Source organism: Rhizobium laguerreae, from assembly GCF_019778565.1.
GTDB lineage: Bacteria > Pseudomonadota > Alphaproteobacteria > Rhizobiales > Rhizobiaceae > Rhizobium > Rhizobium laguerreae.
On sequence record NZ_JAAXQT010000001.1, the window covers coordinates 464299 to 491257 of the forward strand.

General features: G+C 60.8%; 26 protein-coding genes. 14 read left to right on the forward strand and 12 right to left on the reverse strand.

The window, feature by feature from the left end; translation table 11 throughout:
• Positions 1-63 precede the first annotated feature (63 nt).
• The 4 genes from HFO71_RS02260 to HFO71_RS02275 form a co-directional block, all read right to left on the reverse strand.
• Positions 64-492, reverse strand: coding sequence for a hypothetical protein (locus tag HFO71_RS02260; RefSeq protein WP_168258896.1), 429 nt, complete (start codon positions 490-492; stop codon positions 64-66).
• 6 nt (positions 493-498) lie between these two features.
• Complete coding sequence (locus tag HFO71_RS02265) at positions 499-753, reverse strand: type II toxin-antitoxin system prevent-host-death family antitoxin (protein WP_017961356.1); 255 nt, start codon at positions 751-753, stop codon at positions 499-501.
• A 61-nt stretch (positions 754-814) separates the two neighbouring features.
• A complete protein-coding gene (locus HFO71_RS02270) occupies positions 815-1579 on the reverse strand; it encodes a GntR family transcriptional regulator (RefSeq protein ID WP_020050885.1) in 765 nt (254 codons plus the stop codon).
• Positions 1576-2460, reverse strand: coding sequence for a glucosamine kinase nucleotide-binding domain-containing protein (locus tag HFO71_RS02275; protein WP_077978829.1), 885 nt, complete (start codon positions 2458-2460; stop codon positions 1576-1578). Before HFO71_RS02275 ends, HFO71_RS02270 begins: the two co-directional genes overlap by 4 nt.
• Positions 2461-2987: 527 nt before the next feature.
• Here HFO71_RS02275 and HFO71_RS02280 point away from each other — a divergent pair.
• The 5 genes from HFO71_RS02280 to HFO71_RS02300 all read left to right on the forward strand — a co-directional run bounded on the left by HFO71_RS02280 (position 2988) and on the right by HFO71_RS02300 (position 8332).
• On the forward strand, positions 2988-4247 hold the full coding sequence (locus HFO71_RS02280; RefSeq protein WP_017961352.1) for an ABC transporter substrate-binding protein: 1260 nt from the start codon (positions 2988-2990) through the stop codon (positions 4245-4247).
• Between the two features lie 221 nt (positions 4248-4468).
• The gene (locus HFO71_RS02285) at positions 4469-5416 is read left to right on the forward strand and encodes a carbohydrate ABC transporter permease (RefSeq protein ID WP_017961351.1); all 948 of its coding nucleotides are present in this window, start codon (positions 4469-4471) and stop codon (positions 5414-5416) included.
• A gap of 9 nt (positions 5417-5425) precedes the next feature.
• On the forward strand, positions 5426-6265 hold the full coding sequence (locus tag HFO71_RS02290) for a carbohydrate ABC transporter permease (protein ID WP_017961350.1): 840 nt from the start codon (positions 5426-5428) through the stop codon (positions 6263-6265).
• Positions 6262-7320, forward strand: a complete 1059-nt coding sequence (locus HFO71_RS02295) for a Gfo/Idh/MocA family protein (protein ID WP_131666320.1) — start codon at positions 6262-6264, stop codon at positions 7318-7320. Before HFO71_RS02290 ends, HFO71_RS02295 begins: the two co-directional genes overlap by 4 nt.
• 10 nt (positions 7321-7330) lie before the next feature.
• Complete coding sequence (locus HFO71_RS02300) at positions 7331-8332, forward strand: ABC transporter ATP-binding protein (protein WP_131666319.1); 1002 nt, start codon at positions 7331-7333, stop codon at positions 8330-8332.
• Positions 8333-8403: 71 nt separating this feature from the next.
• On the opposite strand, the gene HFO71_RS02305 is transcribed toward HFO71_RS02300, so the two are convergent.
• The 6 genes from HFO71_RS02305 to HFO71_RS02330 form a co-directional block, all read right to left on the reverse strand.
• Positions 8404-8709 carry an NIPSNAP family protein gene (locus HFO71_RS02305; protein ID WP_020050879.1) on the reverse strand — a complete coding sequence of 102 codons (306 nt, stop codon included), beginning with the start codon at positions 8707-8709 and terminating at the stop codon, positions 8404-8406.
• A gap of 195 nt (positions 8710-8904) precedes the next feature.
• Positions 8905-9966: an ABC transporter ATP-binding protein gene (locus tag HFO71_RS02310; protein ID WP_027664212.1), complete on the reverse strand. Its 1062-nt coding sequence runs from the start codon at positions 9964-9966 to the stop codon at positions 8905-8907.
• 12 nt (positions 9967-9978) lie between these two features.
• Positions 9979-10767: an ABC transporter permease gene (locus HFO71_RS02315; RefSeq protein WP_131639527.1), complete on the reverse strand. Its 789-nt coding sequence runs from the start codon at positions 10765-10767 to the stop codon at positions 9979-9981.
• Complete coding sequence (locus tag HFO71_RS02320) at positions 10764-11657, reverse strand: ABC transporter permease (RefSeq protein WP_168258898.1); 894 nt, start codon at positions 11655-11657, stop codon at positions 10764-10766. The genes HFO71_RS02315 and HFO71_RS02320 overlap by 4 nt, the downstream gene beginning before the upstream one ends.
• A 71-nt stretch (positions 11658-11728) precedes the next feature.
• Entirely contained in the window at positions 11729-12832 is a 1104-nt protein-coding gene (locus tag HFO71_RS02325; protein ID WP_025395355.1) for an ABC transporter substrate-binding protein, read from the reverse strand.
• Positions 12833-13023: 191 nt separating this feature from the next.
• Entirely contained in the window at positions 13024-13896 is an 873-nt protein-coding gene (locus HFO71_RS02330; RefSeq protein ID WP_168257092.1) for a MurR/RpiR family transcriptional regulator, read from the reverse strand.
• A gap of 177 nt (positions 13897-14073) precedes the next feature.
• Between HFO71_RS02330 and HFO71_RS02335 the strand changes: the two genes are divergently transcribed.
• From HFO71_RS02335 to HFO71_RS02360, 6 genes are all read left to right on the forward strand, one after another.
• On the forward strand, positions 14074-14844 hold the full coding sequence (locus tag HFO71_RS02335; RefSeq protein WP_168257095.1) for an N-formylglutamate amidohydrolase: 771 nt from the start codon (positions 14074-14076) through the stop codon (positions 14842-14844).
• 119 nt (positions 14845-14963) lie between these two features.
• Positions 14964-16526, forward strand: coding sequence for an amino acid permease (locus HFO71_RS02340; protein ID WP_168258899.1), 1563 nt, complete (start codon positions 14964-14966; stop codon positions 16524-16526).
• Between the two features lie 146 nt (positions 16527-16672).
• Positions 16673-18037, forward strand: coding sequence for a glutamine synthetase family protein (locus HFO71_RS02345; RefSeq protein WP_168257090.1), 1365 nt, complete (start codon positions 16673-16675; stop codon positions 18035-18037).
• A gap of 241 nt (positions 18038-18278) precedes the next feature.
• On the forward strand, positions 18279-19664 hold the full coding sequence (locus tag HFO71_RS02350) for an aldehyde dehydrogenase family protein (RefSeq protein ID WP_168257089.1): 1386 nt from the start codon (positions 18279-18281) through the stop codon (positions 19662-19664).
• Entirely contained in the window at positions 19661-20812 is a 1152-nt protein-coding gene (locus tag HFO71_RS02355) for an iron-containing alcohol dehydrogenase (protein WP_077978819.1), read from the forward strand. The genes HFO71_RS02350 and HFO71_RS02355 overlap by 4 nt, the downstream gene beginning before the upstream one ends.
• A 229-nt stretch (positions 20813-21041) precedes the next feature.
• Positions 21042-21755: a ParA family protein gene (locus tag HFO71_RS02360; RefSeq protein ID WP_077978818.1), complete on the forward strand. Its 714-nt coding sequence runs from the start codon at positions 21042-21044 to the stop codon at positions 21753-21755.
• 71 nt (positions 21756-21826) lie between these two features.
• Here HFO71_RS02360 and HFO71_RS02365 read toward each other — a convergent pair whose 3' ends face one another.
• Positions 21827-23227: a L,D-transpeptidase gene (locus HFO71_RS02365; protein ID WP_077978817.1), complete on the reverse strand. Its 1401-nt coding sequence runs from the start codon at positions 23225-23227 to the stop codon at positions 21827-21829.
• Positions 23228-23583: 356 nt separating this feature from the next.
• Here HFO71_RS02365 and HFO71_RS02370 point away from each other — a divergent pair, with 356 nt between their 5' ends.
• The 3 genes from HFO71_RS02370 to HFO71_RS02380 all read left to right on the forward strand — a co-directional run bounded on the left by HFO71_RS02370 (position 23584) and on the right by HFO71_RS02380 (position 25251).
• The gene (locus HFO71_RS02370) at positions 23584-24423 is read left to right on the forward strand and encodes an aldose 1-epimerase family protein (RefSeq protein ID WP_077978816.1); all 840 of its coding nucleotides are present in this window, start codon (positions 23584-23586) and stop codon (positions 24421-24423) included.
• 71 nt (positions 24424-24494) lie between these two features.
• Positions 24495-24833: a protein tyrosine phosphatase family protein gene (locus HFO71_RS02375; RefSeq protein ID WP_017961334.1), complete on the forward strand. Its 339-nt coding sequence runs from the start codon at positions 24495-24497 to the stop codon at positions 24831-24833.
• A 73-nt stretch (positions 24834-24906) separates the two neighbouring features.
• A complete protein-coding gene (locus tag HFO71_RS02380) occupies positions 24907-25251 on the forward strand; it encodes a RidA family protein (protein WP_025395342.1) in 345 nt (114 codons plus the stop codon).
• 45 nt (positions 25252-25296) lie between these two features.
• On the opposite strand, the gene HFO71_RS02385 is transcribed toward HFO71_RS02380, so the two are convergent.
• Positions 25297-26955: a thiamine pyrophosphate-binding protein gene (locus tag HFO71_RS02385; RefSeq protein ID WP_077978814.1), complete on the reverse strand. Its 1659-nt coding sequence runs from the start codon at positions 26953-26955 to the stop codon at positions 25297-25299.
• Positions 26956-26959: the final 4 nt, after the last annotated feature.

The following is a 26959-nucleotide window of genomic DNA, read 5'->3' on the forward strand; positions in this document are numbered from 1 at the left end:
ACGACATGCATAAAAACAGAGACCTAAAGGGCGAGGAGCGAATCTGAAGGGTTGCGACACGCTTTAGCGGCGAACGGGCTCAGTTTTCTTTGCCTTGGCGAGGTCAAGAAATCTCGCCTTAATCGTTGCAAAAAGTCCAGGCGGAATGAAGCCATAAGCGAGTATTCCTCCGCTGCCGGGCACTGGCGAAAGTCCGCCATTCGGCCATTCATCGATATTGTATTCCGAGATGATAACCCAACTCGGCTCATCATCCAGACCGATTGCCTGCTTCACCTTCGGCGGGATTTCGATTCCGACCGTTTCGCCTGAAGGCGGGGTGTGCGTGATCGGCAACAGGACGACGTAGCGAGGATTGGCGAGGCTATCGCGTGCCGCGACGAGACAGGCTGGTCTGTCCTTGCCCTGGTCGCGACCCGCCAATGCTTCGCGCGACCAGAGGTAATCGTAGCGCACGACCAAGCCCGGCCTCGGTTCGGGAAGCGACGCCATGCGATGTTATTTCAGCAATTCATCGAGAGGAGCGTGGACAGGATCCATCTCTGCGCGCTCAATGGCATCGATGACGACAGAGAGGGCATCGGCGGTTTTGTGCGTCCGTTGCGCGGCGGCCTTCAGCCAATCATAGTGTTCCGCGGACATGAGGATGAATTCACGACGGCCATGCCGGGTGATCTCGACAGGTTCACGTTGCGCCTGATGCTGGAATTCGCCGAATTTACGCTGAAATTCCAGAGCCGTGGTCTGAGCCATCTTACCCGTTCCAACTTACGATATCCGAATTATACGTATAATTCGGATAAATTCAAGCCTCTCACGTCACCGCGATCGTCAGCTCCGCGACAAAGTCATAGGCATCGCCGCGATAGAGCGAGCGGGTGAATTCGACGGCGCGGCCGGAGCCGAGATAAGAGATACGCTCGATCGACAGGCCGGCCGCACCCGCGGAGACGCCGAGAAGCTGGGCGTCGGCTTCCTTCATATTGGTCGCGGAGATGCGCTGCACGGCGCGCACCGGGCGGACCTGAAGGCGTTCGAGTTCGGCATAGAGCGAATTGGTGACGGCCGAGGGATCGGGCAGGAATTCGCCGGAGACACTGGCATTCTCGATCGCCAGCGGCTGGTCGTCGGCGATGCGCAGGCGGGAAAGGCGCGAAACCTTGACGTCGGTACCGAGGCCAAGGATCATCATCTCGTCGGGCGAGGGGGTGTGGACGCCTTTATGCAGCCATTCGGAGCGGGAGGACATGCCGCGGCGCGCCATGTCTTCGGTGAAGGAAGTGAGCTGCGACAGGCGCTGCTCAACCTTGGAGACCGGCTTGGCGACGAAGGTGCCTGAACCGTGACGGCGCACCAACAGGCCATCGGCGACGAGTTCGTCGATCGCCTTGCGCACGGTGACTCGACTGACGGCGGCGAATTCGGCGATGTCGCGTTCCGGCGGCAGCGCATCGCCGTGCCCGAGCGTGCCGGTGCGCACGGCTCCTTCGAGCGTGCGGCGCAGCTTGACGTAGAGCGGACCTGTGCCGGCTGCCTGCAGGCGCTCCAGGGAAAGGAGGGTAGCGAGGTCGTCGGTCATGCCGCACCTCTCTGCCTGTCGTTTAAGAGCTTGACCGCAAGTTCCACCGCGCCCTGCAGGGCATCGCCCTTCGGGCTGGCAAGCAGCGACCGGTAGCGTTCGGAAAGCCACGGCTCATAAGCTTCGGCAAGACCGCCGAGCAGGCAGATCGATGGGCATTCGGGCCAGAGTAGCGCTTCGAGACTTTCGCCGATCGCCGTTGCCGCATCCGTGACGATGCCGTCCGCGACGGCATCGTCCTTGGCGGCATGTTGGAAGACGGTGGGGGCGTAACGGGCAAAATCCTTCGGTCTTGCGGAATGGGCGAATTCGACGATGCGCTCGGGATCATTGCCGTATTCGGTCATGACCGCGTCGGTGATCGGCGATGCCGGGCGCACCCCGTCATGGGCAAGCAGTGATCGTTCCAGTAGGTCGCGGCCGAGGCGGGCACCGCTTGCCTGGTCGCCGACAACGAAACCCCAGCCGCCGATGCCGTTCAACCGGCCATCCTTGCGGGCATTATAGACCGACCCTGTGCCGAAGGCGCCAACGATGCCGTCGGCATCGCCGAGCGCACCCTGTAGGGCGATCAGCGCATCGGTGACGACGCGGCCTTCGGCAAAGGGCAGGGCCTTTTCGATTCGCCTGCCGTAATCGCCGACATTGGCGCCGGCGACACCGACGACCGCTGCGACAGAGGAAAGAGTTTCAGCGGCAAGCCCGGCATCGCTTAGCGCCTGCCGGGCGGATTCGACGATGTTGAGAAGAGAGTTTTCCAGATCCGACAGGATATTGGCAGGGCCTGATTTGCCGCGGCCGATGACATTGCCGTTCCTGTCCGCGACTGCGGCCCGGCAGCTCGTTCCGCCGCCGTCTATGCCGATTGCAAGCTCCGTCATCGGGCCCTCCGAATATGCGTTCCCCATGGTTTTTAATACAATACCAAAAAAATACCATTTACCAAGTGGGAATGACACGGAAAATCGATCTTTTTATCATATTGATTTTGCTTGATTAAATTTTTTAATGAGTTTTATCAGGCCGAAAAGTTAATTTCGACTGGACAATTGGTATTTTTTTGGCATTAATTCGGCAAAAGGGAACAGCACTTCGAAGCCCACGAAAACCGGCAGTTAAACCAAGCCGGAACCGCTTCGAGGATGATCGAGATGACAACCCGCCGGCCCGTCAAGCTGGTGGTGAAGGTCAGGCATCCATCGGCTTTCCCCATCATTTCGCCACCTGGTGCAGTCGCCGGGAAGGCGCGCAGTTCGGCCGCAGGCGTCCGCCTTCGTGTCCGTTGAGCTTTCGGGACCGGCATTGCTGGCGGTCCTCCAAGGGGGCATTGGGTGTTACCTCAAACACGCCAATTGCTTGTTTCAGATCGAAGACAGCGCCTAGCGGCGCTTTAAAACAGGAGAGGGAAATGAAAAACACTGCTCTGAAAAGCTTGCTGCTTGCCTCCAGTCTGCTGACTTCAGCGGGCCTCGTCCATGCCGCCGACGTCACGCTGACGGTGGAAAGCTGGCGTAACGACGATCTGCAGATCTGGCAGGAAAAGATCATCCCGGCCTTCGAAGCGAAGAACCCGGGCATCAAGATCGTCTTCTCGCCGACCGCGCCGACCGAATACAACGCCTCGCTGAACGCCAAGCTTGATGCCGGCTCCGCAGGCGATATCATCACCTGCCGTCCGTTCGATGCCTCGCTCGAACTCTTCAACAAGAAGCAGCTCGCCGACATCACCAGCCTGCCTGGCATGGAGAACTTCTCGCCGGTCGCCAAGGCCGCCTGGAGCACCGACGACGGCAAGTCCACCTTCTGCGTGCCGATGGCTTCGGTCATTCACGGCTTCATCTACAACAAGGATGCCTTCGACAAGCTCGGCATTTCCGTGCCGAAGACGCAGGACGAGTTCTACGCAGCGCTCGACAAGATCAAGGCCGACGGCACCTACATTCCGCTCGCCATGGGCACGAAGGACCTCTGGGAAGCCGCTACCATGGGCTATCAGAACATCGGCCCGAACTACTGGAAGGGTGAGGACGGCCGCGCCGCTCTGATCGCCGGCAAGCAGAAGCTGACCGATGCCGAATGGGTCAAGCCCTATGAAGAGCTTGCCAAGTGGAAGCCCTATCTCGGCGACGGCTTCGAGGCCCAGACCTACTCCGACAGCCAGAACCTGTTCACGCTCGGCCGCGCGGCGATCTATCCTGCCGGTTCGTGGGAAATCGCGCTGTTCAACAGCCAGGCCCAGTTCAAGATGGGCGCCTTCCCGCCGCCGGTTCCGAAGGCAGGCGACACGGGCTACATCTCCGACCATCCGGATATCGGTGTTGCCCTGAACGCAAAGAGCACCCATGCCGAGGAAGCCAAGAAGTTCCTCAGCTGGGTCGCTTCGCCGGAGTTCGCTGATATCTACGCCAACTCGTTGCCGGGCTTCTTCAGCCTGAACTCCACCCCGGTCAAGATGTCCGATCCGCTCGCTCAGGAATTCGTTTCCTGGCGCGGCCCGTACAAGTCGACGGTGCGCTCGACCTACCAGATCCTGTCGCGTGGCACGCCGAACCTCGAAAACGAGACCTGGGTCGAATCGGCCAACGTGATCAACGGCACGGATACGCCTGCGGTTGCCGCCAAGAAGCTGCAGGACGGCCTCGACAGCTGGTACAAGCCGGCCAAGTGATAGCGTGTGGAGGGGCGGCGTTTGCCGCCCCTCATCCGGCCTGCCGGCCATCTTCTCCCACTTCAGAGGAGAAGGAGACTCGCAGCGACCTCCCAGCCCGACTTGGCATCAAAGCAGGGCACGTTCCTTCTCCCGGCAGCCGGAGAGACGGTCAGGGGTGAGGCGCAATGTTTCCATCTGCGCTGCACCTTGCGGCCAGTCGACAAGAACAGGCAAAAGCCATGAGCGAAACCGACAACACGGTCGATATCGTCCCGATCAGGCGCCCGGTGCGCTGGCATATCTTCGTCTTCATGCTGCCAGCCCTGATCGTCTATTCTGCCGTCATGGTGCTGCCGCTCATCGAAACGCTCAGGCTTTCGCTCTACAATACGGTCGACGGGCAGCCGGCCTTCGTCGGACTGGCGAATTTCAAGGTGCTGTTCGGCGATGCGCGCTGGGCGCGCGATTTCTGGAATGCGCTGGTCAACAACCTGATCTTCTTTGCCATCCACATGTGCGTGCAGAACCCGATCGGTGTGGCGCTTGCCGCCCTGCTTTCGGTGCCGAAGCTCCGCGGCGTCGCCTTCTACCGCACGGCGATGTTCCTGCCGACGCTACTCTCCTTCGTCATCGTCGGCTTCATCTGGAAGCTCATCCTTTCGCCGATCTGGGGCGTGGCGCCCTGGATGCTCGATCTCATCGGCTTGAAATTCCTGTTCGCGCCCTGGCTCGGCAAGGCCGGTTCGGCGCTGATCGCGGTGTCGCTGATCTCGAATTGGCAATATATCGGCATTCCGATGATGCTGATCTATGCCGCACTGCTCAGCATCCCCGAAGAGGTGATCGAGGCGGCCGAATGCGACGGCATTACCGGTTGGGCCCAGTTCTGGAAAATCAAGCTGCCGCTCATTCTGCCGGCGATCGGCATCATCTCGATCCTGACCTTCGTCGGCAATTTCAACGCCTTCGACCTGATCTATACTGTGCAGGGGGCGCTGGCCGGGCCTGACATGTCGACCGACATTCTCGGCACGCTGCTCTACCGCACCTTCTTCGGTTTCCAGCTTCAGCTCGGCGACCGCTCGATGGGCGCGACGATTGCCACGGTGATGTTCCTCATCATCCTCGCCGGCGTCTCGCTTTATCTCTTCGTCATCCAGCGGCGCATGCGTCGCTACCAGTTCTGAGGAGCGCGCATGTCCAAGGCACGCACATCTCCCATCCGCACCGGCCTCGTACATCTGGCGCTGAGCGCCTATACGCTGGTCGCGTTGTTTCCGGTGTTCCTGACCATCGTCAACTCGTTCAAGGATCGCGCTTCGATCTTCCGCGAGCCGCTGATGATCCCGACGCCGTCGACCTTCAGTCTGGTCGGCTATCAGACGGTGCTGGGGCAGGGCGATTTCGCCACCTATTTCCAGAACAGCTTCATCGTCACGATCGTCTCGATCCTGCTGGTGCTGCTCTTCGGCGCCATGGCCGCCTTTGCGCTTTCCGAATACCGTTTCCGCGGCAATATGCTGCTCGGGCTCTACATGGCGATCGGCATCATGATCCCGATCCGTCTCGGCACGGTGGCGATCCTGCAGGGCATGGTGGCGGCCGGCCTCGTCAATACGCTGACGGCGCTGATCCTCGTCTATACCGCGCAGGGCATACCGCTGGCGATCTTCATCCTGTCGGAATTCATGCGCACGGTTTCGGACGATCTGAAGAATGCCGGCCGCATCGATGGGCTGTCCGAATATGCGATCTTCTTCCGGCTGGTGCTGCCGCTGGTGCGCCCGGCCATGGCGACGGTCGCGGTGTTCACGATGATCCCGATCTGGAACGATCTGTGGTTCCCACTGATCCTCGCACCTTCCGAGGCCACCAAGACGGTGACGCTCGGCTCGCAGATCTTCATCGGCCAGTTCGTCACCAACTGGAATGCGGTGCTGGCGGCGCTGTCGCTGGCGATCCTGCCGATCCTCGTCCTCTATGTCATCTTCTCGCGGCAGCTGATCCGCGGCATCACGTCAGGAGCCGTCAAGTGACCGAAAAACCGATCCGCGTGCTCGTTGCCGGCCTCGGCAATATGGGCCGCAGCCATGCGCTCGCCTATCATAACAATCCAGGCTTCGAGATCGTCGGTCTCGTCAACCGCTCGACGCCGCAATTGGGGCCTGAGCTGCAGGACTATACGATCCATCCCGACTTCACGACGGCGCTGGCCAAGCTGAAGCCGGACCTCTGCTCGATCAACACCTATTCCGACAGCCATGCCGATTATGCGGTCGCCGCCTTCGAGGCGGGCTGTGATGTCTTCGTGGAAAAGCCGCTGGCGACCACCGTCGCCGACGCCGAGCGCGTCGTCGCGGCAGCCAGGAAGGCGGGGCGCAAGCTGGTGATCGGTTATATCCTTCGCCATCATCCTTCCTGGATGAAGCTGATCGAGGAGGCGCGCAAGCTCGGCCCGCCTTACGTCTTCCGCATGAACCTCAACCAGCAGTCCAGCGGCCCGACCTGGGCGACGCACAAGTCGCTGATGCGCACGACCTCGCCGATCGTCGATTGCGGCGTGCATTATGTCGACGTCATGTGCCAGATCACCGATGCGAGGGCCGTCGAGGTACGCGGCATGGGACTGCGCATGTCCGACGAGATCGCTGCCGACATGTATAATTACGGTCACCTGCAGGTGCTGTTCGAGGACGGTTCCGTCGGCTGGTACGAGGCCGGCTGGGGCCCGATGATCTCGGAAACAGCCTTCTTCGTGAAAGATGTGATGTCGCCGAAGGGGGCGGTGTCGATCGTCATGGATCCGAACGCGAGGTCCGACGATATCGACACGCACACCAAGACCTCGGTGATCCGCCTGCACACGGCCGAGACTGGGCCTGACGGCAAGTTCATCCGGCCTGACCAGGATATGACGATGACGGGCGAGCCCGGTCATCAGGCGCTCTGCGACCTGGAACAGGCCTTCATGCTGAGGGCGATCCGCGAGGATCTGGACCTCGACCGCCATATGGCGGATGCGGTGGCGTCGCTGCGCATCTGCCTTGCCGCCGACGAGAGCGTGCGCACCGGCCAGCCGGTCAGATTATAAGGAAAGACCCGTGGGATCGCTTCAACTCAAATCCATCCGCAAGACCTATGGCACGCATGAAGTGCTGAAAGGCATCGACCTCGAGGTCAAGGACGGCGAATTCGTCATCTTCGTCGGGCCGTCGGGCTGCGGGAAATCGACGCTGTTGCGCAGCATTGCAGGCCTCGAAGACGTCACGTCAGGCGCCGTCGTCATCAATGGCCGCGATGAGACGTTGACGCCGCCGGCCAAGCGCGGCATCGCCATGGTGTTTCAGTCCTACGCGCTCTATCCGCATCTGACGGTTAAAGACAATATGGGGCTTGGTCTCAAGCAGGCCGGCACCGCCAAGGACGAGATCGAAAGGCGTGTCGGCAAGGCATCCGGCATGCTTTCGCTGGAACCTTATCTGGCGCGCCGGCCGGCCGAGCTCTCCGGCGGCCAGCGCCAGCGCGTCGCCATCGGCCGCGCCATCGTGCGCGAACCGGAACTTTTCCTGTTCGATGAGCCGCTGTCGAACCTCGATGCGGCGCTGCGTGTCCAGACCCGCCTCGAAATCGCCCGGCTGCACCGCAGCCTGAAGGCAACGATGATCTATGTCACCCACGACCAAGTCGAGGCGATGACGCTCGCCGACAAGATCGTGGTGCTGAATGCCGGCGCGATCGAGCAGATCGGTTCGCCGATGGAACTCTACAAACGACCGGCCAATGTCTTCGTTGCCGGCTTCATCGGCTCGCCGCAGATGAATTTCATCGCAGCCGAGAAGGTCGGCGACCACAGCGCCAAGACGATCGGCGTGCGTCCCGAACACCTGACGTTGTCGCGCGAACAGGGGACCTGGGCTGCGAAGGTCGTGCATGTCGAGCATCTCGGCGCCGACACGATCATCTATCTGGAATCCGACCAGTGCGGCCTGCTGACCGCACGTCTGTTTGGCGAGCATCAGTACGAGCCGGACGAGATCGTCTATGCGACGCCGGATCAGGCGCACGTCCATCGTTTCGACGCCGACGACCAGGCGATCCGTTAAGCGCATGACAGAACGAAAAGACCGCCAGCCAACCCGACGGGGTTTTCGTTTCCAGTCGGGTGCGGGTTTGATCAGCCGAGCACGGGCCGCATGAAGCTGCGTTCATAGCTGACGATACTGCGGTTACGTTTGTCGAGTTCGAAAGCCGCCTGACATTCCGGATCGCTTGCCATGCGTGTGCGATAGTCCTCGTAGGCGGCAAGGCTCGGGAAGGAAAACAGTGCAATGGCAATATTGTTGGCGCCTTCGGATGGCAGGAAATAACCGTGATGGGTGCCGCCCATCCTGTTGACGATCGGAATCCAGAGCCGGGCATATTCCTCGAATTCGGCAAGCTTGTACGGATCGATCACATAGCGCAGGTGGCAGGTAATCATTGAAATATCCCATTTTCTTAAAGTGCCAAGCAGAGGGCTACCCGGCTCATTTGGTTCGCTCAACTTCTGGCACCGGCCTCGGAGAGTTCAAGTGCCTTATGGTGATGGCTGCATCACGATTGCTGACGGGTCGGACAACCTGAAATGAAAAAGGCGCCGTTTCGCGGCGCCTTTGCCTCAGCAGTATTGGCGAAATCAGTCGCGGATGATCAGCAGGTCGGCTGCCATGAAGCGCAGGGTTACGGTTTCGCCGGCCTGCGGCGGGGTGATGCCGGGGCTGTTGAACATGTCGAAGGAGATGACGTTGCCCCCAACATTCATGCGGGTGCGAATGACCGACCCCAGGAAGTGGGCCGAAACGACCTGGCCGGTCAGCGCCGTGTCGCTCTTGACGCTGTCGGAGAGCGAGCCGGCTTCCGGACGCAGGGCCAGCGAGATGGTTTCGCCAGTCTTGTGAGCGGCCACCGACTGCTTCAGCGTTATGCCCTGATCACCTATCTGGATGCGGTTGGTGTCGGGATCGACGACTTTGGCTTCGATGAGGTTCAGCGTGCCGACGAAGGAGGCGACGAAGCGCGTCGCCGGCGTGTTGTAGATCTCGAAGGGCGAACCGATCTGGTCAGCCTTGCCGGCATTCATGACGACGATGCGGTCGGAGATCGACAGGGCTTCTTCCTGATCATGGGTGACGAAGACCGTGGTGATGCCGAGCTGCTGCTGGATCTGGCGAATTTCCTCGCGCAGCGAGACGCGGATCTTGGCGTCGAGCGCGGAGAGCGGCTCGTCGAGCAACAGCACCTGCGGCTTGACGGCAAGCGCGCGGGCAAGGGCGACACGCTGCTGCTGGCCGCCCGATAGTTGATAGGGGAAGCGGTCGGCCAGATGATCGAGTTTGATCAGGCCGAGCATTTCCTTGACGCGGGCGTCGATCTCGGGCTTCGGCGCGCCGGCGACCTTGAGGCCGAAGGCGACATTGTCGTGCACGGTCATATTGGGAAACAGCGCGTAGGCCTGGAAGACCATGCCGATGTTGCGCTGGTTCGGCTTCAGCGAGCTCTGATCCTTGCCATTGATGGTCAGCGTGCCGCCGGTCGGCGTTTCGAAGCCGGCGATCATGCGCAGGACGGTCGTCTTGCCGCAGCCTGACGGGCCGAGAAAGGAGACGAACTCACCCTTTTCGATCGTCATGTTGAAGTTCTTGACGACCTGGACCGGGCCGAAGGATTTCTGAATGTTGGTCAGCGTGAGAAAAGACATGAACCAGATACCTTAAGCCTTTGCCGGGCGGGCTTTGCCGACGCGGGAAACGATGTTGAGCAGGCCCATGCTGAGCCAGGTGATCGAGAAGGCGATGACGGCGAGCGCCGAAGGCTCATAGGCCTTGTTGGCACCGACGAGCTGCAGGTAGGGACCGAAGGCCGGACGGTTGAGCAGTGCGGCGAAGGTGAATTCGCCCATGACGATCGCGAGCGTGATAAAGGCGCCTGAAAGCACGCCGCTCATGACGTTGGGGAAAATGCATTTGAACATGATGGTCGTCCAGCTGGCGCCGAGACTTTCGGCTGCCTCCGTCAGGGTGCGGACGTCGATGGCGCGCATGGCGGTATCGACGGCGCGGTACATGTAGGGCAGGGACAGGGTGATATAGGAGAAGACCAGCAGGATGTTGGTGCCAGTCGTTGAACCCGTCAGCGGCAGGTAGGACGACGAATTATACATCCTGAGGTAACCGAAGACGATGACGATCGCCGGAATGACAAGCGGCAGCAGCGTGATGAATTCGACGACGGGGCGCATCTGCGGCAGGCGCAGCCGCACCCAATAGGCCGTTGGCACGACGAGCAGCATGCCGAAGACGATAGTCAGCAGCGCCATCAGCATGGAATAGCCGAAGGTCTCGCGGAACTGAATGTCCGAGAAGACCGATTGATAGGCGTCGAGGCTGTATTCGCCGCGGCGCATGCGCAGCGAAAACTCGATGGTGCCGATCAACGGAATGACGAAATAGGATGCACCTAGAATGACGGCGATCCAGGCTCCGAGACGTTGAGCTTTCATTTCTGCCACCGTTCGGCGCGCATGCGCAGCAGGAGGTAAAGGACGTTGGAGACGCCGGTTATCACGATCATGCCGAGCGCGATGGCGTAACCGAGGTTGGCATTGTGCAGAACGTCGCCGCGGATCTGCGCATAAAGCAGGATCGGCACGATGTTCAGCGAACTGCCGGTCAGCGCAAAGGCTGTGGCGATGGCGCCGAAGGCATTGGCGAAAAGCAGCAGCGTCGTACCTAGCAGGCTCGGCCAGAGGATCGGCAGCGCGACCATCGTCCAGTATTGGCGGTTGGTGGCGCCGAGAATCTGCGATGCTTCGCGCCATTCCTTCTTCATGCCGTCGAGGGCCGGCGTCAGGATCAGCACCATCAGCGGGATCTGGAAATACATGTAGGTGATGGTGAGGCCGAAGAAGGACAGCAGATTGAAACCGGTGCCGTAGAGATTGAAGCCGAACCATTCGCGCAGGAAGATCGTCACAAGACCGGTGCGGCCCAGCGTTGCGAGGAAGGCGAAGGCGAGCGGCACGCCGGCGAAATTCGAGGCGACGCCGGAGAAGGTCAGCAGTGTCGAGCGCACGGAGGCGGGCAGACCGCCGAGCACGACGGCCCAGGCAAGGAAAAAGCCGATCAACGCGCCGCCGAGGGCGGAGGCGACCGAGATGCGGATACTGATCCAGTAGGCGCTCATGATCGATGGCGTAAAAAGATCGCCGATATTCTTCAGCGTGACATCGCCCTCGGGCGTCAGGAACGCGCCCACCACGAGATAAAGCGTGGGGATGATCAGGAATAGCAGGGAGAAAATAACGAAGGGTGCGATGCCCAGCCAGTCGATCACGCGGTCTTTGTTGATCAAGGGGGCACTGCTCGCCATCGGCGTTGAAACGGTGCTCATGGAAAAGCTCATCCTGGGGCGTCGGAGTGAGAAAACCTCCCCGCCTTGCAGCGGGGAGGCAGGATCAAACTTTACTGAACGTTGGCGCCGACGACGGAATCCCAGTTCTTGGTGATTGTTTCCTTGCCGGCGGCCTGCTCTTCCAGCGTCGGGAAGACAGCCTTTTCATAGGCTGCTGCCGGCGGCAGCTTGTCGAGCAGTTCCTTCGGGATCTTGTTGTTCTTGGCAAGATCGTTGAAGCGGATCGGATGGCAATAGCCCTTCAGCCAGCCGAGCTGACCTTCGTCGGAATAGAGATATTCCATCCAGAGCTTGGCAGCGTTCGGGTGCGGAGCGAAGGCGGAGATCGCCTGAACGTAGACGCCGGCTACAACGCCGGTCTTCGGAACGACGACCTCGAACGGAGGATTGCCCTTCAGGCCTTCTCCCCACGAGAGGGCGTTGTAGTCCCACGCGATGACGATCGGCGTGGAGCCCTGCGCGAAGGGAGCAGCCTTGCCGACGACCGGCACGAAATTGCCGCTCTTGTTCAGTTCGGCGAAGAACTTCAGGCCTTCCTCGGCTGCCTTGGCAGCGTCGCCGCCGGATGCGGAAAGACCAGCGGCGTAGACGCCCTGGACAGCCTGGTTGGCGCTGCGCGGATCGCCTGCGAGGGCGACGCTGTTTGCATAGTCGCTCTTCTTCAGGTCGGCCCAGTCAGTCGGCGATTCCTTGACGAGATCCTTGTTCACCAGGAGCGCGAGAACGCCGTAATAGTCGCCGTACCAGTAGCCTTCAGCATCCTTGGCGGTATCCGGAATGGAATCCCAGGTGGAGACCTTATAAGGCTGGATCAGGCCGTCTTTCTTGGCAGACGGGCCGAAAGAGAGGCCGACGTCGATGACGTCGGGAGCCTGCGGGCCGGTGTTGCCCTTGTTGGCCTTGATGGCTTCGATTTCGTCGCCCGAACTTGCATCCGGGTTCAGTTCGTTGACCTCGAGGCCGTACTTGGCCTTGAAGCCGGCAATGACGTCGCCATAGCCGCACCAGCTGTGCGGCAGAGCGATCGTCGTCAGGCTTCCTTCTTTTTTGGCGGCGGCGATAAGTTCAGCGCTCGGCTCGGCGGCGGCAATCGCGGTCGAGGCCACGATCATCGCAGTAGAAAGCGACAGAAGTCGAGAAATGTTAGAGATCACTGTTGTTCTCCTTCGGGTTTTCAGTGTCTGGCGATGCTGTTAATGAGATTACATGAAGCTTGTGTGACGGTTCGATGACGTTAATTCTGCTGTGAATAGCGGGGGTTGCGACAAATGTTTTATTTGCGACAACGCCGTCTGTTTCCGCGAAAAATCCGCCATAGTTTTTCTTCTGTTTTAGTCTTATCCTCCTAACCCGGTTTGCGGAAAAGCTTGGTCTGCTCGAACAGGCCTTCCAGTGTCTTCATGCGCTCCTTCGTCTCGTCCCAGGTCGAATTCTGAACGGCCTCGATCAGCGCTTCGACGATGTAAAGGGTGACGACGGAGGAATCCCAGGCCGACGGCGCCTCGATCCGGACGCGGAAGGCATGCCTGGCGAGCTTGGCGGCCGGCGACCCCCACTGGTCGGTGAAAACGATGATTTCGGCGCCGCGTTTGCGAGCGGCGGTCGCAAGGCTCACCATCTCCTGCTCATAGCGGCGGATGTCGAAAATGATCAGGATGTCGCCGGCATTCATGTTGAGGACATATTGCGGCCAGCTGCTGGAATTCGACGATAGCAGCGTCGTTGCCGGCCGGATCACCTGCATATGGGTGAAGAAATATTCGGCAAGCGCGCCGGTGATGCGGCCGCCGACGAAATAAAGGCCGCGCTTGCGGTCGGAGAGCAGCGCGGCGACGCTGTCGAACGTCGCGGTGTCGAGATCGGTCAGCGTCTGGCGCAGATTGCCCATGATAGCATCGGCGAAACGGTTGAGAATATGGGTGCCTGGTGCGTTCTGCGCCCAGCGGTCGTGCTTGGCGATCGGGTTCGAGATCGTCGCCTCGAGTTCCTGATGCAGATGCGCCTGAAAGTCCGGATAGCCCTTAAAGCCAAGCTTCTGCACCATGCGCACGACGGTCGGCGTCGAGACGCCGGCGTTCTCGGCGATCGTGGTGATGCTGCCGAGGCCGGAGACCGGATAATTGTCGAGCAGGCTTTCAGCCAGCTGCTTCTCGGCACGCGTTAACACCCCCAAATGCGAGTGTATGACGTCCGAAACCGTCTTCGACGCAACTGTCACTTAATATGCTCCCCGGGATGGTCTGGCGCCACTTTCCCACTCAAAGTTAACAACGCTGTCATAATCCATGTCAACCACTGTCATGAAAAGAAATTTTCAGTCGACGCTTGACACTGACCGAAACCTGAAGAATTCTTTTCTTCATCAAGAATTTGTTAAGGGATAGGAGTGGCGCCTTTGGTGCTGGCCCGGCCGAAAATCCTCAGCGAAGCGGACGGTGACTGCGTCGGGATCGAACGTATCCACGGCCGGAGCCCGGTGCTTCTGATCTGCGAGCACGCTTCGAATGCGCTTCCAGCCGTTTTCGGGGATCTCGGCCTGTCCCGCGAAGCGCTCTCCAGTCACATCGCCTGGGACCCGGGCGCGCTGGCGGTCGCCCGCATCCTATCGGAAGCGCTCGACGCGACGCTTATTTACCAGCGATTTTCCCGACTCATCTATGATTGCAACCGGCCACCCAGTTCACCTGGCGCCATGCCGGAGACCAGCGAAATCTACGACATTCCCGGCAACAGGGATTTGAGGCCCGAAGAACGACTTGCGCGTACGGATGCGCTCTATGTGCCTTTCCACGACGCCATTCGCGGGCTGATCCGCGATCGCCGGGCGAGGGGGCAAGACAGCATCATCGCGACGATGCACAGCTTCACGCCGGTCTATCATGGCCGCGAACGCGCAGTCGAACTCGGCATATTGCACGATGAGGATAGCCGGCTCGCCGATCTTATGCTGAGGGCGGCGGCCGAGGCGCCGCTTTACAGGACGGAACGCAACGAGCCCTACGGGCCTGAAGACGGCGTAACCCACACGCTGATCCTGCACGGGCTTTCGAACGGCTTACGCAATGTGATGATCGAGGTCCGCAACGACCTCATCGCAGACGATATCGGCCAAGGGGTCATGGCCGATTATTTGAAAGGGCTGCTCCAGCAAAGTCTGGACGGCTGAATAAAAAGAAGACCCGAGGGAGCAGTTTAACTGCGAACGTCCGCACGGCGCAAATGTCGCGGGCAATTGGCACTGAATCGGCCCGCAATTCCGCGGCCGATCGTGAACAGGGGGAAGTCATGTCGGATTATACCGAACTGGACAAGAAGCAGGATGTGCACATCCTGCATTCCATGGGTTATGCCCAGGAACTCGAACGGCGAATGAGCTCGTTCTCGAACTTCGCCGTCTCATTCTCCATCATCTGCATCCTTTCCGGCGGCATCAATTCGCTGGCGCAGGCAACCTCCGGTGCCGGTGGTGCTGCAATCGGCATCGGTTGGCCACTCGGCTGCTTCATCTCGCTCGTCTTTGCCATCGCCATGGCGCAGATCAGCTCGGCCTACCCGACGGCCGGCGGTCTCTATCACTGGGGTTCGATCCTCGGTAATCGTTTCACCGGCTGGCTGACCGCCTGGTTCAACCTGCTCGGCCTCGTCACTGTGCTCGGCGCCATCAATGTCGGCACCTATTATTTTTTCATGGGTTCGTTCGGCACGAGCTATCTCGGGCTGACGGATACGACGACGGTGCGCATCATCTTCCTGGTGATCATCACCGGCGCGCAGGCGCTCGTGAACCACATGGGCATCGGACTGACCGCGAAGCTGACCGATTTCTCGGGTTATCTCATCTTCGCGACCTCGATCGCGCTGGCAGTCGTCTGCCTCGCCGCGGCGCCCTCCTACGAGATCGGCCGCCTCTTCACCTTCGCCAACTATTCCGGCGAAGTCGGCGGCAATGTCTGGCCGACCACCTCAGGCGCCTGGGTCTTCCTTCTCGGCCTGCTGCTGCCGATCTACACCATCACCGGCTATGATGCCTCGGCGCATACGTCGGAAGAGACGGTCAAGGCCGCCCATTCGGTTCCGCGCGGCATGGTCGCCTCGGTGCTCTGGTCGGCGCTTTTCGGCTATATCATGCTGTGCTCTTTCGTCCTGATGCTGCCGAATATGGACGATGCGGCGAAGCAGGGCTGGAACGTGTTTTTCTGGGCGATGGACAGCCAGGTGAACCCGATCGTCAAGGACATTCTCTATCTTGCCATCCTTGTCTGCCAGTGGCTCTGCGGCCTTGCGACCGTCACCTCGGTCTCGCGCATGATCTTCGCCTTCTCGCGTGACGGCGGTCTGCCGGCATCGAAGGCACTGTCGAAGGTCAGCGCGACGTATAGAACGCCTGTTGCGGCCATCTGGACCGGATCGATCCTGTCGGTACTTTTCGTCTGGTTCACCTCACTCGACTTCATGAAAATCGGTGAGACGCCGGTTTACACAATCGTTGTCTCGTGCACGGTCATCTTCCTGTTCTTCTCCTTCGCGATTCCGATCGGCCTCGGCCTGTTCGCCTGGGGCACGTCGAAGTGGGACAAGATGGGCCCGTGGAATCTCGGTGAAGGCATGTTCAAGCTGTTTGCAGGCTTGTCGATCGTCGCGATGGTGCTGATTTTCGTCATTGGTATCCAGCCGCCGAACGGTGCAGCGCTCTACCTTACCGTCGGTTTCCTTGTGGTCACCGGCATCGTTTGGTTCGGCTTCGAGAGCCGGCGCTTCAAGGGACCGCCGATCGGCGCCGAAGTGGCAAGGCGCCAGGCCGAGATTGCGGCCGCCGAAGCAGCCGTCGGCGAGAGCGGCGAAAAGTAAGCATCGAGGCTTCCCTCTCAAATGGCGGGGCCGCATCCTGCGGCCCCATCACCGGTTCAACGAAAAGGCATCGGGCCGCAAAGTCCGGCCGAGCGCATGCGATTTCGTTGGCCCGATTTTTCAATCCCAGTTCAGGCGGATCAATCATGAGCAGCTACACAATCGACGATCTCAGAAAGGATGTTGCCGAAGGGCGCATCGACACGGTTCTGGCCTGCCAGGTGGATATGCAGGGCCGGCTGATGGGCAAGCGTTTCCAGGCGGAATATTTCGTCGAGAGTGCGTGGAAGGAAACGCACAGCTGCAACTACCTGATCGCCACCGACATGGAGATGGAGACCGTTTCCGGCTATAAGGCGACGAGCTGGGAGAAGGGTTACGGCGACTACACGATGAAGCCGGATCTTGCAACGTTGCGTCGCATTCCCTGGCTCGAAGGCACGGCGCTGGTGCTGTGCGACATGCTCGATCATCACACGCATGAGGAGGTCGCCCATTCTCCACGCGCGATCCTGAAGAAGCAGGTGAAGCGCCTCGAGGATATGGGCATGAAGGCCTATATGGCCTCCGAGCTCGAATTCTTCCTGTTCGACCAGACCTACGAGTCGGCGCAGGCTTCCGGCTACCGCAATCTTAAGCTCGCCAGCGCCTATAACGAGGACTACCACATCTTCCAGACCACCAAGGAGGAAGAGGTGATGCGGGCGATCCGCACCGGGCTGCAGGGCGCCGGCATTCCGGTCGAGAACTCCAAGGGCGAGGCTTCGGCCGGCCAGGAGGAGATCAACGTGCGCTACGCCGATGCGCTCGCCATGGCCGACCGGCACGCGATCATCAAGAACGGCTGCAAGGAGATTGCCTGGTCGAAGGGCAAGGCCATCACATTCCTCGCCAAGTGGAATTACAATGCCGCTGGCAGTTCCTCGCATATCCACCAGTCGCTCTGGAGCCTGGAGGAAAAGCCGCTATTCTTCGATCATACCGGCAAATACGGCATGTCGCCGCTGATGCACAATTACGTCGCCGGACTTCTCGCCCATGCGAGCGAGATCACCTATTTCCTTGCGCCCTACATCAATTCTTACAAACGCTTCATGGCCGGCACGTTTGCGCCGACCAAGGCGATCTGGAGCAAAGACAACCGCACTGCCGGCTACCGGCTCTGCGGCGAGGAGACCAAGGGAATCCGTATCGAGTGCCGCGTCGGCGGCTCCGATCTCAATCCCTATCTCGCCTTCGCCGCGCTGCTTGCCGCCGGCATTGACGGGATCGAAAACAAGTTCGAACTCGAAGCGCCCTTCGTCGGCGACGCCTATGGCGGCAAGGGCGTTCGCGAGATCCCGCGCACGCTACGCGCGGCCACGACTGAAATGACGGAATCGGCAATGCTGCGCAAAGCCTTTGGCGACGACGTGATCGACCATTACACCCGCGCCGCCGAATGGGAGCAGGAAGAATACGACCGCCGCATCACCGACTGGGAAGTGGCGCGCGGTTTCGAAAGAGCTTAATAGGCATTTGCGATTTGCTTGCCCCTCACCCTAACCTTGCCGGGGTCGAGCCACTGGTCTCGACCCGTCCTACGGACCCCCGTAAAAACGGGGAGAGGGGACGTGCCAAACGCAGCGTCGATGTTGGGAAAGCCGGTGCGGCATATCCCCTTCGCCCCGTTTACGGGGAGAAGGTGCCGGCAGGCGGATGAGGGGCCACGGCCTCACTCAAATTTTGAAGATACGAGGACAGGAACAGATCATGGCAATGATCCAATGCATTTCACCGGTTGACGGGTCGGTCTATGCCGAGCGCGCAGCCCTTTCTCTCGATGCCGCCAAGGATGTCGTGGCGCGCGCCCGCAAGGCGCAGAAGGCCTGGGCGAAACGGCCGCTCGAAGAGCGTGTGCAGCTGGTGCTGAAGGGTGCTGCGCGGCTGAACGAAATGTCCGACGTCGTCGTGCCGGAGCTTGCCTGGCAGATGGGCCGGCCGGTCAAGTATGGCGGCGAATACAAGGGCTTCAACGAGCGTTCCAACTATGTCGCTTCGATCGCGGCGGATGCGCTGGCGCCTGTTGTCGTCGAGGAGAGCGATCGTTTCGAGCGGCGCATCGAGCGCGAAGCGCATGGCGTCGTCTTCGTCGTCGCGCCGTGGAACTATCCGTATATGACGGCGATCAATACGATCGCGCCGGCACTGATGGCCGGCAATACGGTGGTGCTGAAACATGCCTCGCAGACGCTGCTGGTCGGCGAGCGGCTGGTGCAGGCCTTCACCGAGGCCGGCGTTCCCGAGGATGTGTTCCAGAACGTCTTCCTCGATCATGAAACGACATCGGCGCTGATTGCCGCCGGCAGCTTCAATTTCGTCAACTTCACCGGATCGGTCGAGGGCGGGCGCTCGATGGAGCGGGCGGCTGCCGGCACCTTCACCGGCCTCGGCCTCGAACTTGGCGGCAAGGATCCGGGTTATGTCATGGAGGACGCCGATCTCGAGGCGGCCGTCGACACGCTGATGGACGGCGCGACCTATAATTCCGGCCAGTGCTGCTGCGGTATCGAGCGCATCTACGTGCATGAATCGCTCTATGACGCCTTCGTCAAAAAATCGGTTGCCTGGGTGTCGAACTACAAGCTCGGCAATCCGCTCGATCCGGAAACCTCGCTCGGGCCGATGGCGCATAAGCGCTTCGCGAAGGTGGTGCGCGAGCAGATCGCCGATGCGATTTCGAAGGGCGCCAAAGCGCTTGTCGATCCCAAACTTTTCCCCCAGGATGACGGCGGCGCCTATCTCGCACCGCAGATTCTTGTCGATGTTGACCATTCCATGGCCTTCATGCGCGAAGAGACTTTCGGTCCGGCGGTCGGCATCATGAAGGTGAAGAGCGACGAGGAGGCACTCGCTTTGATGAACGACAGCCAGTACGGGCTGACGGCCTCGCTCTGGACCAGGGATGCCGAGCGGGCAGGGCGGCTCGGCCGCGAGATCGAAACCGGCACCGTTTTCATGAACCGCGCCGACTATCTCGACCCGGCGCTGTGCTGGACCGGTGTCAAGGAAACCGGCCGCGGTGGCTCGCTGTCGATCATCGGCTTCCACAATCTGACGCGTCCGAAATCCTTCCATCTGAAGAAAGTCACAGCATGAGCAGCAACATCACCGCAAACTGGAGCTATCCGACATCGGTCAAGCTCGGTCGGGGCCGCATCGCGGAAGTGGCCGACGCCTGCAAAAGCCTCGGCATCAAGAAGCCGCTGCTCGTCACCGACCGTGGCCTTGCCTCGATGGCGATCACCAAGACTGCGCTCGATATCCTCGAAGATGCCGGTCTCGGCCGCGCAATCTTTGCCGATGTCGATCCGAACCCGAACGAGAAGAACCTCGAAGCCGGCGTCAGGGCCTTCAAGGACGGCGGCCATGACGGCGTCGTCGCCTTCGGCGGCGGCTCCGGCCTCGATCTCGGCAAGTGCGTCGCCTTCATGGCCGGCCAGACGCGGCCGGTCTGGGACTTCGAAGATATCGGCGACTGGTGGACACGTGCGAGCCTTGAGGGCATCGCCCCGATCGTGGCGGTGCCGACAACGGCAGGCACCGGTTCGGAAGTCGGGCGCGCCAGCGTCATCACCAATTCCGAAACGCATGTGAAGAAGATCATCTTCCATCCGAGGTTCCTGCCTGGTGTCGTCATTTCAGATCCGGAACTGACGGTCGGCATGCCGAAGATCATCACCGCCGGCACCGGCATGGATGCCTTCGCCCATTGCCTGGAGGCCTATTCCTCGCCCTTCTATCACCCGATGTCAGCCGGCATCGCGCTGGAAGGCATGCGGCTCGTGAAGGAATTCCTGCCGCGCGCCTATCGGGAAGGCACAGATCTCGAAGCCCGGGCCAACATGATGGCGGCGGCTGCCATGGGCGCGGTCGCCTTCCAGAAGGGGCTCGGCGCCATTCACGCGCTGTCGCACCCGATCGGCGCGGTCTACAACACCCATCACGGCATGACCAATGCGGTGGTGATGCCGGCGGTGCTGCGTTTTAACCGGAAGGCGATCGAGGAGAAGATCGGCCGTGCCGCGGCCTATCTCGGCATTTCGGGCGGTTTTGACGGGTTCTACGATTATGTGCTGAAGCTCCGCTCCGAACTCGGCGTGCCGGAGACGCTGTCGGCGATGGGAATCGCTGACGACCGCATCGACGAATTGTCGGCCATGGCGATCGAAGATCCGAGCGCCGGCGGCAACCCGGTTGCAATGACACTCGAAAATACCAAGGCCCTGTTCAGGGATTGTTTCTGACAACATAAGAGCGGACCTACAGACTGGCCCGGAAAACCATGGTTTTCCGGGCTTTTTACGTTTCGGTGGCATCCCTATTTTTAGGGATGTGAAAAATACCGGCTGCAATTTCGCCGCGCGTGTTTCGAATTTGTTAACCATGATTAGAAAGGATGCATTAACCGCACGATGCTCCGACGGTGCGTAAAAGAGCGATTCCAGCTCGCACCATCCCTTCTGAGGACCGAACATGCCTGTCATCACATTCGCAAATACCAAGGGCGGCGCCGGCAAAACGACCGCTGTTCTGCTGCTCGCGACCGAGCTTGCCCGCAAAGGTTATCGCGTCACCATTCTCGACGCCGACCCGCAGCACTGGATTTCGCGCTGGCACGAAATATCAGGTCATGTGCCCAATGTTTCGGTGATCGATTTCGTGACGACTGCGTCTCTGCCGCTGCATATCAGCGAGAACAAGCACAATACCGACTACTTCATCGTCGACCTGCCGGGTGCGCGCAATCCGCTGCTTGCTACCGCCGTCGGCCTTTCCGACCATGTGCTGATTCCCATTCAGGGCTGCGCGATGGATGCGCGCGGCGGCGCGCAGGTACTCGAACTGCTGCAGTATCTGGACGAGAAGGCTGGCATCAAGATCGGCCATTCGGTGGTGCTCACCCGCGTCAATTCGATGGTAACGACGCGGGCGCTGCAAGTCGTCAAGTCACTACTCAGCGAGCGGCATGTGCCGGTGCTCGATACCGCTATTATCGAACGCTCCGCCTTCCGCGACATCTTCGACTGTGGCGGTACGCTGCACACGATCGATCCCACACGCGTCAGCAATCTCGACAAGGCCCGGGAAAACGCTACCTGTTTTGCCGAGGAAATGATGCGCAAGCTGCCGGTGAGGCTGACGGCATCCGCCCGCGTGACAAGCCCGATGGTCCGCTCCGCCGCCTGAATATTCCGTATGAAACGACAAGGCCGCCGGAGCGATTCGGCGGCCTTGTCGTTGTTATCGCGAGAATGACTTCAGTCGACGAATTCGACCGTCACTCCCGGCTTGACCATCTTGGCAAGCTCGGTGGCATCCCAGTTGGTCAGACGGATGCAGCCGTGGCTCTGGGTGCGGCCGATCTTCGAGGGCTCGGGCGTGCCATGGATGCCGTAGGTCGGCCTGGAAAGCGCCATCCAGACGGTGCCGACGGGACCGTTCGGGCCGGGCGGAATATTGAGGATCTTGTCATTGGCGCCCTGCTGGAAATTGATCTTCGGATTGTAGGTGTAGCCGGGATTGAATGCGACGCGCTCGACGTTGACCGTGCCTGACGGAGAGGGGGTATCGGTGGAGCCGATCGACGCCGGATAGGCGGCAAGCAGATTGCCGGCGCCGTCATAAGCGAAGACCTGCTTACGGCCCTTGTCGGCGATGATGCGGGCGACCGCGCCGCTCTTCGGCTCGCCTGGATTGACGACCTTGATGACGGTGCCGGGAACGGTGAAGTCGGCGCCGGGGTTCATCTCCTTAAGGAAAGCCTCATCCATGTGGAAACGCTCGGCGAGCATCTCGGTGGTCGAGGTGTAAGCCAGCGACGGCAGCAGCGCCTTATGCGAATAGTCTTCCGGAATCGCGGCGACGAAGGGGCCGGCCGCATCGGCCGGCGTGATCGTATAGCTGACGACGGGCAGCCCGCCGGTCATGCGCAGCTCTTCCAGAATGGCGTCGGTGTTGTTCGGATCGAGCTTCGAGCCGGTCATCTGATCGTAGGCTAAGATCGCCTTGGTGACGTTCGAACCCATATGGCCGTCGATGACGCCGGGGGAGACGCCGGCGCGGTCGAGGAAGACCTGCAATGCGACGATCTCCGGCTTCGATTTGTTGTTCAGCGTGATGACAGGTTCATCGGGTGGGGCCATCGGCTGATCGGCGGGCGGGATCTGCTGGTCGGGATCGATCGAGGCATAATCGTCGCCGGGCTGCGGATTGCCGATGCTGTTATCCTCGGGATAGGGCTGGTCGCCGAGCGGCTGGCGCTCGATCGCGGCATCGCGCGGTATGCCGCCGGTGACGGCGCCGCGCTCGGAATAACGCGTATCGCCATAGGGATTGTTGTCGGAATAATAGGGGTCGTTGCCGTATTGGTCGTTATAGACTTCGCGCGGGCCGGGCCGCGGCGGATAATAGCCGCGGGCGCGCATCTCGGTGGCGACGACGTTGCCATAGTCGTCGATCAAGACGCGATTGCCGCTACGGTCGCGGGCGTAGATATAGCCGGCTGGAACATAGTCGAGGATTTCGCCGCTCGGCGTCACAAGCACGATATCGCTCTGGCGGCGATCGCGGAACTGCTGCGCGCCTGCCTGCGGCGCTGTAGCCGCAAGAGCAGCCAGGACGGCCGCGAGACAAAATGCCGACTTCAAAAAGCGATCCACGTATCATACCTCGATCAGTGACTGGCAGACACACACCTGCGAATTTTGACGCTAGTGTGGAATTTATGAAAGCGTGCTGAACAAAATATGAAAATCACTAAGATTTCCTTTTACTCATAAACGTTTGCGTCCTTGTGTCAGTTCCGCAAAATTCACGGTTGCTGCAAAAACACAAGATAGGAGCCGCACTGATTGACGAATGGCGGCGTGAAACCTAACGCTAGCGCATCGTCCTTTCCGAAATCGGAACCGATTTCGGAAAGGACGATGGGAGGATTCAAAGAGTTAGAGCGTCCTTTGTGGCGTCCGGAAGGACGCACGGCGCTAAAGAGTCGATAATCCCTGAGGAGACCGTGATGATAGAATTTGCCGCCGCAAGCGGGCCGCGCCTGATGCTGGACGAAACATCGGTGCTGGATATCGGCGGATGCATCGTCGAAGGCGTTGACATTGCCCCGAAACGCGCCATTCCCGATGACGGCGACCCGCGAATCGATCACTCGCTCGAGGGTTTCCTGTTCACCTGTGGGCCGGACCATATCCGCCACCGCCAGCCGATCCCCGGCCGGGACGACGGCAACGTCTATCCGCTGCACGGATCGGCCTCCGGTCATGCGGCAAAGGTGCTGTGGACGAAGTTCGAGAACGGCAATGCCGAATGCCGGGCCGATATCGACATCACTACCGTCGAGGGACTGCCGCAGCGCCTCGAGCGGCTGTGGCGGATCGATGGTGCGACCGGCGAAGTGCGGCTCGAGGACCGGGTCGTCAATATGAGCGATCGGACGGTGCCGACCTTCCTCATGTATCACATGAACACCGGCGGCAAATGGCTGGACGACGGCACACGGCTCGAAGGCCGGATGCTGGAAAATGGCGGTTTCCCCTGGGCCTTCGGCGAAGAGCCTGGCGGCATCTTCTGCGTCGCGGCGCCGGCGACGGAGGCGGGTTTCGCGGAGGTCCGCCTCGGACCGATCGCCGCAATCGGCGGCAGGACGCTGCGCGTGCGCTTCCGCGCCGACACGCTACCCTATCTGCAGGTCTGGCGGAACCAGAAGGCGCCGGCCCATATCATCGGCATCGAGCCGGTTTCGCATCGCTGGATATCGCGTGACGAGCTTGAGGCAGCCGGTGAATTCAAAATGCTGGCGCCTGGCGAGAGCCGCCGCTATGCGCTGACCTTTGCCTTCCTGTGAGCGAAGTGTTGTTGACGCTGGCAGACCTCCGTCGTAGACCTTCAGCCCAAGATTTTTGAGGAGACAAGACGATGGATATTCGCCAGATCGACGATGAATATTCGGTTTCGGGCCAGATCACGCTTGAGGAGCTCGACGAGATCAAGGCGCTGGGCTTCAAATCGATCGTCTGCCACCGTCCCGACCACGAAAGTCCCGACCAGACGTCGTTCTCCGTCATCGAGGCGCGCGCGAGGGAGCTAGGTCTCGAAATTGCCCATGTGCCTGTTGGGCCGATGGGCGTGACCGAGGAAGCCGTGCAGGGCATGGTCGACGCGCTCGACGAATTTCCGCGGCCGATGCTTGGCTATTGCCGTTCCGGCGCACGCTCGACGGCGATCTACCAGAAGACACACCACATCCGCAATTGAGCCCCGTTCCAGGTGCAAATTTTCCGGCGCTAAACCTCAGCGCCGCCACCTTCCATTCACTCAGGAGACTATGATGAGCATCAAGCGTATCGACGTCGGCGCGCGCATGAGCGGCGCCGTCATCCACGGCAATACAGTCTATCTCGCAGGCCAAGTCGGCGAGGGCGAAAGCGTCACCGATCAGTGCAAGTCCTCGCTTGCCGAAGTCGACCGCCTGCTGGCTGCATCCGGCAGCAGCAAGTCGAAGATCCTGCAGACGATCATCTACCTCGCCGACATCGCCGATTTCGCCGAGATGAACGCCGTCTGGGAAGGCTGGATCGATCCGGCCAATCCGCCGGCCCGCGCCACCAGCGAAGCCAAGCTCGCAGCGCCCAAATACAAGGTCGAGTTCATCGTCACGGCCGCACTCGACTAAGTCGCACCATTCCGATTACCTGAAGCCGGTGAGCACTGCGCGTGCTCACCGGCTTTTTGTTTGCGCAATTTCGGAGAGCGTGCGCGTCGGCGTGATCGCTTCGGGATCGAGCTTGATTTCGATAATCGCGGGTTTACCACTGGCGCGCGCCCGCTCGAAGGCCGGGGCGAAATCCGCCGTCGTCTCCACCGTCTCGCCATGGCCGCCATAGGCGCGGGCAAGGGCTGCGAAGTCGGGATTGGTCAAATCGGTGCTGCTGACGCGGCCGGGATACTCGCGCTCCTGATGCATGCGGATCGTGCCGTAGATGCCGTTGTTGACGACGACTACGATGATCGGCAGGCCGTAGCGGATGGCGGTGGCGAATTCCTGGCCGTGCATCAGGAAGCAGCCGTCGCCGGCAAAGCAGATGACCTCGCGCTCGGGAAAGAGCCGCTTGGCGGCGACGGCGGCCGGCAGGCCGTAACCCATCGAGCCTGAGGTGGGGGCGGCTTGGGTGTTGAAGCGGCGGAAACGATGGAAGCGGTGCACCCAGGTGGCGTAGTTGCCCGCACCATTGGTGAAGATCGTCTGCGGTCCGGTATTGGCCTCCAGCCATTCCATGATCGGCCCCATATGGACGGCGCCCGGACCTGTCGATGGTGGCGTCGACCAGGCGAGATAGGCCTGGTGCAGGCGGGCGGTGCGCTCGGTCCAATGCGGTTCGGCCGGCGCTTCCAGATCGGCGAGGGCGGCCACGAATTCGGCAGGTGCTGCGCAGATGGCAAGATCCGGACGGTAGATGCGGCCGAGCTCCGAAGGGTCGGGATAGATATGCACCAGCGATTGCTGGGGGTAGGGGATGTCGATCAGCGTATAGGACGAGGACGGCATTTCCGACATGCGGCTGCCAAGCAGGATCAGCAGGTCGCTCTCCTTGATCTCCTTTGCCAGCACCGGATTGATGCCGATGCCGACATCGCCGGCATAGCAGGGATGGAGATGATCGAACAGCATCTGCCGGCGGAAGGAGCAGCCGATGGGCAGTTGGAAACGCTCGGCGAAGCTCTGAAAATCGGCGACGGCATCAGCATCCCAGCGTGTGCCGCCAAGGATTACCATCGGCCGCTCGGCTTTCAGCAGGCGGAGATAGAAATCGTCGATCTGGCGGCGGCCGGGATGGGCCTCGACATTGGCATAGTGCCTGGCGCGGGGGGCCTCGACCTCATCGCGCAGCATGTCCTCAGGCAGCGTCAGCACGACAGGGCCGGGACGGCCGGAGGTTGCGACCGCAAAGGCGCGGGTGACGAACTCGGGAATACGGGCGGCATCGTCGATCTCGCCCACCCATTTGGCGAATTCGGTGAAGGCGCGGCGGAACTCGACCTCCTGGAAGGCCTCGCGCTCACGCGCTTCCCGCTGTACCTGGCCGATGAACAGGATCATCGGGATCGAGTCCTGCTTGGCGATATGCAGGCCGGCGGAGGCGTTGGTGGCGCCGGGGCCACGGGTCACCATGCAAATGCCGGGTTCGCCGGTCAGCCTGCCCCAACAATCCGCCATCATCGCCGCTCCGCCCTCCTGGCGGCAGACGAGGACGTCGATATCGCTGTCGCGCAACGCGTCGAGCACCGCAAGGAAGCTCTCGCCGGGCACGCAGGAGAGACGCTTGACGCCGTTCGCCTTCAGCGCCTCGACGATCAGTTCCCCGCCAGTCTTCTTCATGACG